We start from the raw sequence: 8,440 nt of genomic DNA, 5'->3' as shown, positions 1-8,440 counted from the left end.
ACACAAGCACACCAGGACCAACACCCTTTTGAAGGCGATGACCCCCGGAAGCTCGGTTCCACCGAGGTTAACACCGTCGCTGACTTCCGTCAACCTCGCGTTAACCCACGGTACCCGCCGCCATCTCGAGACCCCGTGACCGGTCAGCATCTGACCTGGTAGCCGGTGCCTTTCGCGGCGACGGGGTGATAAGTTACCCCGAACCCCACACCTTGACAAATCCCCAGGTGAATCAGGGTTTTTATCCGCGACATCTGCACGGTTGCCACGCGCATTCGGACTGCATTTCCTGCCTGTGCACGCTCCGCAGCGGTACCGGCGGCACTTCCCCTCTCCGTCGGTCCCCGCAACCCCAGCAACCGAAGACACCGGGTACGGGCCATCCAAGCCCGGTACCCGGTGTGTACTTTCCCCCGTAACCCGACGGTCTACAGCCGCCCCGGCCGCCGTCCGCCTAGTGGTAGCAGGCCAGCAGACCCCAGGGACCGTCGATGACCTCGATGTCGGTGCCGAAGATCCTCGTGAGCTTCTCGGAGTCCATCACCTCGGCCACGGGGCCGAACTCCACGATCGCCCCGTCCTTGACGGCGCACACGTAGTCCGCGTAGCGCGCGGCGAAGTTGATGTCGTGCAGCACGACGATGATCGTGCGCCCGAATTCCCGCGCCGCGCGGTGCAGGTGCTTCATCATCTGCACCGAGTGGGAGATGTCGAGGTTGTTCAGCGGCTCGTCCAGGAGCACGTAGTCGGTTTCCTGGCACAGCACCATCGCCACGTAGGCGCGCTGGCGCTGGCCGCCCGAGAGCTGCTCGAGGTAGCGGTCCTCCAGCTCGGTGAGGTTGAGGAAGTCGAGGTAGCGGTCGATGATCTCCTCGTCTTCGGCGGTCAGCCGGCCGTGCGAGTACGGGAAGCGTCCGAAGCCGACCAGCTGGCGCACCGTGAGCTTGGTGATGAAGTGGTTCTCCTGGCGCAGCACCGAGATGATCTTGGCCAGGTCCTTCGACTTGGTCTTGGCCACGTCGAAGTGCGCGACCTCGATGGAGCCCTCGTCCATGTCGAGCAGCCGGCCGATCATGGTCAGCAGCGTCGACTTGCCCGCACCGTTCGGCCCGACGAGGGCGGTGATCCCGCCGTCCGGGATCTCCAGGTCGACCGGTCCGATGTCGACCTCGTCGTTGTAGTTCTTGCGAACGTGGCTGAGCTTGATCACAGGCGCCCCTTCCGGAGGATGACGAACAGGAACATCGTGCCGCCGACGAGCTCGATGACGATGGAGACCACGCCCTGCGCGTAAAAGACGTGGTTCATCAGGAAGTAGGCGCCGGTGAGCACCACGTACCCGATCAGGGCGGCCATGGGGATGATGTAGCGATGGTCGTAGGTGTCGGCGAACTGGTAGGCCAGCGTGGCCACCAGGAAGCCGAGGAAGGTCATCGGCCCGACCAGCGCCGTGGAGACGGCGATCAGCACCGAGACCAGGATGAGCACGTAGATCGTGTTGGCCTTGTGATTCACGCCGATGTTGGTCGCCTGGGCCTTGCCCAGAGCGATGACGTTGAGGGTGCGGGCGTTGAGCATCATCAGCGCCGTAGCGATGAGCACGAGCGGGACGGCCACCGGGTAATAGTCCGGGTCCGCGTTGTTGACGGAGCCGAACAGGCGCGCGGTGAGCACGTCGAACTCGCTCGGGGTCAGCAGGCGCTGCATGAAGGTCGCCAGCGAGCCGAGCCCGCCGCCGATGACGATGCCGACCAGCAGCATCACGTGGATGTTGCCGCGGTCGCCGGTCAGCAGCCAGCTGTAGAGCAGCAGCGACATGCCGACCATGATCACCAGCTGGAAGACGAAGTTGCCCGCCGAGTAGCCGGCCGTCAGCCCCGCCGCACCGAAGAAGAAGACGGTGCTGGTGTGGATCAGCTTGTAGAGCGACTCGAAGCCCATGATCGACGGCGTGATGATGCGGTTGCTCGTCACCGTCTGGAAGGCGACGGTGGCCACCGCCTGGGCGAGCGCCACCAGCGCCATCGCGATCACGGAGTCCGCGCGCCGCTTGGCGATCAGCCAGAAGCGCGGGTCGCCGAACGGGATCGGGTTGCCGTAGGCGAGCAGCCCGGCGGTGAAGACCACCGCGAGCACCACGCACACCGCGAGGATGATCCAGTACTTGCGCCGCGCCTTCGCGGACGCGAAGGAGCCCGAGCGCTTCGCCCGCCCCCCGCGCCCGCCCCCGGCGTGGCCCTCGAGCGTGCCGCGGTCCACACGCACGGCGGCGCCCCCGGCGCCGCCGTCCGCGCCTGCGGTGCGCTCGGCCGCCTGTGCGGCGTGCACGCGGGCGTCGGAAATCGTGTCAGCCATTGCGCTTGCGCCCCCTAAGGATCAGAGCAACGAAGACCACGGCGCCGACGATGCCGAGCACCACGGAGACCGGCACCTCGAAGGGCGCGATGACCGTGCGCGCGAAGAGGTCACAGACGGTGACCACCGCGATGCCGACGAGGACGACCCACGGCAGGTTGCTGCGCAGGTCGTCGCCGCGGAAGAGCGAGACGATGTTCGGCACGATCAGCCCGAGGAACGGCAGCTGGCCGATGACCACGGTGACCACGCCGCTGGCCACGGCGATCAGGCCGGTGCCCAGGATCATGATCTGGTTGTAGTTCAGCCCGACGTTGGTGGCGATGTCCTCGCCGAGGCCCGCGACGGTGAGGCAGTCGGCGAAGACCCACACGATCGCCAGCACCACGAGCACGATCCAGAGCACCTCCCACTGGCCCTCGAAGACCGAGGTGAAGTTACCGGCGAACCAGATCGTCAGCGACTGCAGCATGTCGGTCTGCAGCGCGAAGAACGTCGAGATCGCGCTGACCACGGCGCCGAGCATGATGCCGATGATCGGCACCACCAGCGAAGAGCGCAGCGAGACCCGGCGCAGGAAGAGGAAGAAGACCATCGTGCCGACGAACGCGAAGATCACCGCGCCGATCATGCGGGTGAACACGGAGGCGCCGGGGATGAGAAACATCGTCAGCAGCAGGCCCAGGCCAGCCCACTCGGTGGTGCCGGTGGTGGTCGGCTCGACGAAGCGGTTCTGCGTGAGCAGCTGCATGACCAGGCCGGACATTGCCATGGCGGCGCCGGCGAGCACGAGCGCGATGGTGCGCGGCACGCGGGTCTTGCCGAACATCTCCCAGCCGTCCTCGGCGTGGATGATGTCGTAGACTCCGGTGAACAGCGACGCCGCCAGCAGCGCCGCGACGAGCAGGACGCCGATGAGCAGCGCCCAGCCGTGGCGCCCGCGGCGCCTGCCGGCGCGGGTGCGTCGGCGCGTGTCGCCGGGCTCGTCCGTCCCGGCGGTTCGGCCGGGTCCGCCGGCCTGGCGCGCGGTTGCGGTACTCAAGAAGTGTCTCCCATCCGCCTCTCGGCGAAAGATGTGCGGGGACGCGCCGGAGGCCGGGCGTCCTCTGGGTCTCCCATGCAGCCTAGCTTAGGCTTGCCGACGTCGCGAAGCTGCAGCGTGTGCGGTTAATTGGCGCCCGGCGCATGGTTGCGCCGGACATGAATGAGGGCCGCCCCGCCCGGAGGCGGTGCGGCCCGTCGTCACCCGGCGCGCCCGGCGTCTGCTCGACGTTCCCGGGCGCCGGCCGTGCTACTTCTACGCGGCCTCGAGCTGATCGGCGATGCCGTTCAGGATCTCGGTGTAGGTGATGATGTTCTCGTTGGTGTAGGTGTCGTCGGGGGCGTAGTAGACGTGGCCGTCCTTGACGGCGGTGACGCCCTCGAGCGGGGTGGACTCCTCGATCACGGTCTTGGCGGGCTTGGAACCCTCGGCGGAGCTGACTGCGGCGTCGCGGTCGAGGACCAGCATGAAGTCCGGGTTGGAGTCGGCGATGGCCTCGACGGAGATGTCGTCGCCCTTGTGGTCGGAGGTGGCGTGGTCGATCTGCAGGGCCGGCTTGAAGCCGATCAGGTCGAACAGCGGGCCGTAGGTGCGGCCGACGTGCGGGGCGACGTATCCGATGTCGCCGCCGGAGACGTTGACGGCCATGACGGTGGACTCGCCGTCGTAGGCGTCCTTGGCGCGCTGCAGGGCCTTGTTGAAGTCGTCGATCAGCTTCTGGGCCTCGTCCTCCTTGTCGAAGATCTTGCCCAGGTTCTCAGTGTGGCGGGCCAGCTCCTCGTCGAGCGGCTTGTCCTCGCGCGGCTCGAACTCGACCAGGGTGGCCTGGGGGTTCATCTGCTCGATCTGCTCGTCGTACTTCTGGAAGCGCTGGCCGGAGACGATCAGCTGCGGGTCACCCGCGACGATCTGCTCCAGGTCCGGCTCCTTGTGGTTTCCGACGTCGAGGATGCTCTCGTCGTTCTTCAGGTCCGGCAGGGTGGACGGCACCAGCTGGCGGGCGGCGACGGTGATCGGCACGTCCCACTGGTCGAGAATCTCGAAGGAGCGGTTGTCCAGGACGGCGACGCTCTCGATCGGCTTCTCGATGGTCTTCTCACCCTCGTTGTCCTCCACGGTCACCGACTCGGCGGCGGTGCTCTCGGTGGCGGAGCCGTCCGCGGCGGCGGAGGTGGAGGAGCCGGAGCCCTCACCGTCGTTGGAGCAGCCGGTCAGCACGAGCGCGGCGCCGGCGACGAGGGCGGTCAGGGTGTGGCGGATCTTGGCCATCTGTCTCTCTTCCTGAGGTGGTTCTCGGGCCTGCCTTGGGGAGCAGGCCGGAAGGACGATCTACCGTAGCTAAGGCTACGGTAACCTTCTGTCCGCAGACGATAACGGAGCGTTGCGACTTTGGCCAGGCTAACCCCATCTGCTTGGCGGCAACCTCCAAAAACCCGGTCAGGCGCGGCGAAAGTAATCAGATGTCCACCCCTGCCACCTACCCCCTATCCGAATTTCTTTACTTCGAGTTAACCCGAAGTGGTTCGGGAGTTCACCACACGTGTAGTGCGCCGCTCCCCCGACGGACCGCAGGTGGGGCGCCCGCCGGGCGCCGAGCCCCGCAGGCCCGCCGACCCCGGGCAGGTCCGCGGGCTCGGACATGATCGAAGCCCCCGGCCGAAACGGCCGGGGGCTTCCTCGGTGGAGCTGCCGGGACTCGAACCCGGGTCCTTCGCCACCTCGCCAGGGCTTCTCCGTGCGCAGTTCGCGCGGAGTCTCTGCTCGGCCCTCCGGATCAGGCGAACACGTCCGGATGACGGGCCCAGTCAGCGGTGGAAGTCCCGCCGGGCCCCGCTGACGCGACCCGGCGGCAAGTCCCTTAGTCGATGCCAGACTCCGGATCAGGGACGTATCCGGGCTGACAGACACGCGCTCGCTTTAGGCAGCGAGGGCGTAGTCGCGCTGAGTGTTCTCGGCGCTTATCAGGTTGCTGCGACGCTTACGGTGGTCTCCAGCCTGCACCGGCACGCTTCCCCTGGCTCAATCGACGAAGTCGAAACCAATGATCAGCCCCTCTTCGTGTCCTGCGGACGGGAGGTGTGCCACCTTCCGCAGGAGATTTAACTGTACGCCCGCCGGCCCTACTCCCGCAAGCACCGCCCGAACACCACCCGGACACCGCCCGAGGTCACGGCCGTCACGGGCGAGGGTTTCACCCCCCTTTCCCACCCGCGCGAGACCCCCGGGAGATATTGTGGCTGCCGACACACCCGCGCGGCGGCGCCTCCGGTGCCACCCCGAGAATGTCCGCCCGAGGTGTCCCATCACCGACCTGAGACGACTGACCCCGACCCGGGGACGGCACCCGCCGTGCCCACCGTGAGGAGCGCCCATGCCGGCACACCCCGTAGACAAGGACGGCCGCCGCACCGACGCCGACCTGAAGGACGGCGACCTGGAGGACGCCGCGGAGATCGAGCGCGACGAGGAACGCCGCACCGAGGGCGAGAACCACCCCGAGGACGGCGAGCACCGCCCCGGCGGCTTCCTCGGCCTGGTCGAGCGCGTGGGCAACAAGCTGCCCGACCCGTTCTGGCTCTTCGTCATCCTCTCCGTGGTCGTGCTGATCAGCTCGTGGATCGGCAACAAGCTCGGCATGCGCGCCGAGAACCCCTCCGACGGCGAGACCGTCGAGGTGACCAACCTGCTCTCCGCCGAGGGGCTGCAGAAGATGGTCTCGGAGGCCGTGGAGAACTTCATCACCTTCCCGCCGCTGGGCGTCATCCTCATCGTGATGCTCGGCATCGCCGTCGCCGAGCACTCCGGGCTGCTCGGCGCCGCCATGCGCGGGGCCGTCGGCCGGGTGCGCCACCCGATGGTGCTCACCTTCGTCGTCGCGCTGACCGCGGTGACCGGCTCGATCGCCTCCGACGCGGTCTACGTGATCATGATCCCGCTGGGCGCGGCCGCTTTCAGCGCGGTGGGCCGCTCCCCCATCGTCGGCGCGATGGTCGCCTTCGCCGCCTCCTCGGGCGGCTTCAACGCCTCGCTGCTGCTTAACATCACCGACCTGCTGCTCGCCGGCATCTCGACCTCGGCGGCGGCGTTCATCGACGAGTCCTACAAGGTCTCCCCGCTCGCGAACTACTTCTTCGTCATCCCCTCGGCGATCGTGCTCGCGCTGCTGATCACCGCGGTGACCGAGCTGTTCATCAACGACAAGGCCCGCGAGCTGGTCAACCACGACCACGTCGACGACGACGCCGCCAGCTTCACCACCCCGGACCACATCGAGACCCCCGACGACGAGGGCCTCAAGCTTGCCGCCGAGGAGATCCGCGGTCTGAAGGTCACCGGCCTGTTCATCCTGGGAATGCTCGCGGCCTACATCGCGCTGCTGTTCATCCCCGGCTCTCCGTTCCTCGGCCCCGACAACGCGGCGATGGAGTCGGTGCTGATCACCGACATCGGCGCCGTCATCGGCGTGATGTTCTTCGCCGCCGGCCTCGTCTACGGACTGGTGACCCGCTCGATCACCTCCGGCGGCGACGTGCCGCGCTTCATGGCCAAGGGCCTGGAGACCCTGGTGCCGATGATGGTGCTCTTCTTCGCCGTCTCGCAGTTCCTCGCCTACTTCGAGTGGTCCAACCTCGGCCAGTGGACCGCCATCAAGGGCTCCGAGGCGCTGACCGCCATCGACATGCCCACGCCGCTGCTCTTCGCGCTGTTCGTGCTGCTGGTCGCGGCCATCAACCTGCTGATCACCTCCGGCTCGGCGCAGTGGGCGCTCATGGCGCCGGTGGTGGTGCCGATGTTCATGCTCGTCGGCATCGCCCCCGAGGTCACCCAGATGCTCTACCGCATTGGCGACTCCCCCGCCAACATAGTCACCCCGATGAGCCCGTACTTCGCCCTGGCCCTGATGTTCCTGCAGAAGTACTACCGCAAGGCGGGCCTGGGCACGCTGATGAGCCTCTCGCTGCCCTACGCGGTGACCATGATGGTCGGATGGTTCCTGTTCTTCCTGGCCTGGTACTACACCGGCCTGCCGCTCGGCCCCGGCACCCCGATGGAGTACCCGGCCGGCTAGGCGGCCCGCGGCCTGGCCTCCCCGCGACCTAGGCCCGCAGCCTAGGCGTGGTCGCGGATCCAGTCCGCGAGCACGACCGCGTGGTTGTGCTCGCGGTCGTGGGCCGCGTACAGCAGGCTGACGTCGCCGTCGCCGGCCAGCTTGAGCAGCCGGGCGACGTCCTCGCGGGCGTCGTCCTGCGTCTCGGTGTCCGTGCACGCGGCGTCGAGCTCGGCGCGGTAGCGCCGGGTGAACTCCTCGAACTTCTCCGGGTCGTGGTCGAACCAGGTGCGCAGCCCCTTCGAGGGCGCCGCCGCCTTGAGCCACTCGTCGTGGCCGAGGTCCTCCTTGGACACCCCGCGCGGCCAGATCCGGTCGACCAGGACCTTGGTGTCCGGCGCCTTAGCCGAGCCGTCGAGCAGGTCGTGGACCTTCACCACGTGAACCGTCATGCCGTCATCCCCTTCACCTTGCGGCCGAGCTCGCGCGTGATCTCGCGCTCCTCGGTGCGCCGGCGGATCGCCTGGCGCTTGTCGTAGTCCTGTTTACCTTCGGCGAGGCCGAGCTCGACCTTGACCAGCCCGTTCTTCAGGTAGAGCCGGAGCGGGACGAGCGTGCGGCGCCCGTCGCGGACCTTACCCTCGATCGAGTCGATCTCGCGGCGGTGCAGCAGCAGCTTGCGGGTGCGCCGCGGCGAGTGGTTGGTCCACGAGCCCATGGAGTACTCGGGGATGTGCAGCTGGCGCAGCCACACCTGGCCGTCGTCGACGGTGGCGAAGGCCTCGACCAGGGAGGCCTTGCCCTCGCGCAGCGACTTGATCTCGGTGCCGACGAGCTGCACGCCGGCCTCGTACGTCTCGAGGATGTTGTAGTCGTGGCGGGCGCGCCGGTTGGTCGCGATGACCCCGGGGCCGGCCTTCGACGACTTCTTCTTTTTCTTGCCCATAACGGCGTCCCAGTCTACGCGAACGGGCGCGGGACAAACCCCGCGCCCG

General features: G+C 67.6%; 7 protein-coding genes and 1 other RNA gene. 1 reads left to right on the top strand and 7 read right to left on the bottom strand.

Annotation, left to right across the window (positions count from 1 at the left end):
* Positions 1-454: 454 nt before the first annotated feature.
* From QQA02_RS10640 to ssrA, 5 genes are all read right to left on the bottom strand, one after another.
* Positions 455-1,210 carry an iron ABC transporter ATP-binding protein gene (locus tag QQA02_RS10640; RefSeq protein ID WP_284776158.1) on the bottom strand — a complete coding sequence of 252 codons (756 nt, stop codon included), beginning with the start codon at positions 1,208-1,210 and terminating at the stop codon, positions 455-457.
* Complete coding sequence (locus tag QQA02_RS10635; protein ID WP_284776159.1) at positions 1,207-2,355, bottom strand: iron chelate uptake ABC transporter family permease subunit; 1,149 nt, start codon at positions 2,353-2,355, stop codon at positions 1,207-1,209. The genes QQA02_RS10640 and QQA02_RS10635 overlap by 4 nt, the downstream gene beginning before the upstream one ends.
* Entirely contained in the window at positions 2,348-3,397 is a 1,050-nt protein-coding gene (locus QQA02_RS10630) for an ABC transporter permease (RefSeq protein ID WP_502870994.1), read from the bottom strand. Before QQA02_RS10630 ends, QQA02_RS10635 begins: the two co-directional genes overlap by 8 nt.
* A 255-nt stretch (positions 3,398-3,652) precedes the next feature.
* A complete protein-coding gene (locus QQA02_RS10625; protein WP_284864275.1) occupies positions 3,653-4,666 on the bottom strand; it encodes a siderophore ABC transporter substrate-binding protein in 1,014 nt (337 codons plus the stop codon).
* Positions 4,667-5,075: 409 nt separating this feature from the next.
* Positions 5,076-5,450: a transfer-messenger RNA gene (gene ssrA, locus QQA02_RS10620) on the bottom strand.
* Positions 5,451-5,768: 318 nt separating this feature from the next.
* Here ssrA and QQA02_RS10615 point away from each other — a divergent pair.
* Positions 5,769-7,466, top strand: a complete 1,698-nt coding sequence (locus QQA02_RS10615; RefSeq protein ID WP_284864274.1) for an AbgT family transporter — start codon at positions 5,769-5,771, stop codon at positions 7,464-7,466.
* A gap of 41 nt (positions 7,467-7,507) precedes the next feature.
* Here QQA02_RS10615 and QQA02_RS10610 read toward each other — a convergent pair whose 3' ends face one another.
* Both QQA02_RS10610 and smpB read right to left on the bottom strand, forming a co-directional pair.
* The gene (locus tag QQA02_RS10610) at positions 7,508-7,897 is read right to left on the bottom strand and encodes a DUF488 domain-containing protein (protein ID WP_284864273.1); all 390 of its coding nucleotides are present in this window, start codon (positions 7,895-7,897) and stop codon (positions 7,508-7,510) included.
* Complete coding sequence (smpB, locus tag QQA02_RS10605; RefSeq protein WP_284864272.1) at positions 7,894-8,391, bottom strand: SsrA-binding protein SmpB; 498 nt, start codon at positions 8,389-8,391, stop codon at positions 7,894-7,896. Before smpB ends, QQA02_RS10610 begins: the two co-directional genes overlap by 4 nt.
* Between the last annotated feature and the right edge of the window lie 49 nt (positions 8,392-8,440).

Origin of the sequence: Corynebacterium sp. MSK006 (assembly GCF_030232385.1) — a bacterium.
GTDB classification, from domain to species: domain Bacteria; phylum Actinomycetota; class Actinomycetes; order Mycobacteriales; family Mycobacteriaceae; genus Corynebacterium; species Corynebacterium frankenforstense_A.
Note: the sequence above shows the minus strand (reverse complement) of the source record. Positions and strands in the feature narration are given on the sequence as shown.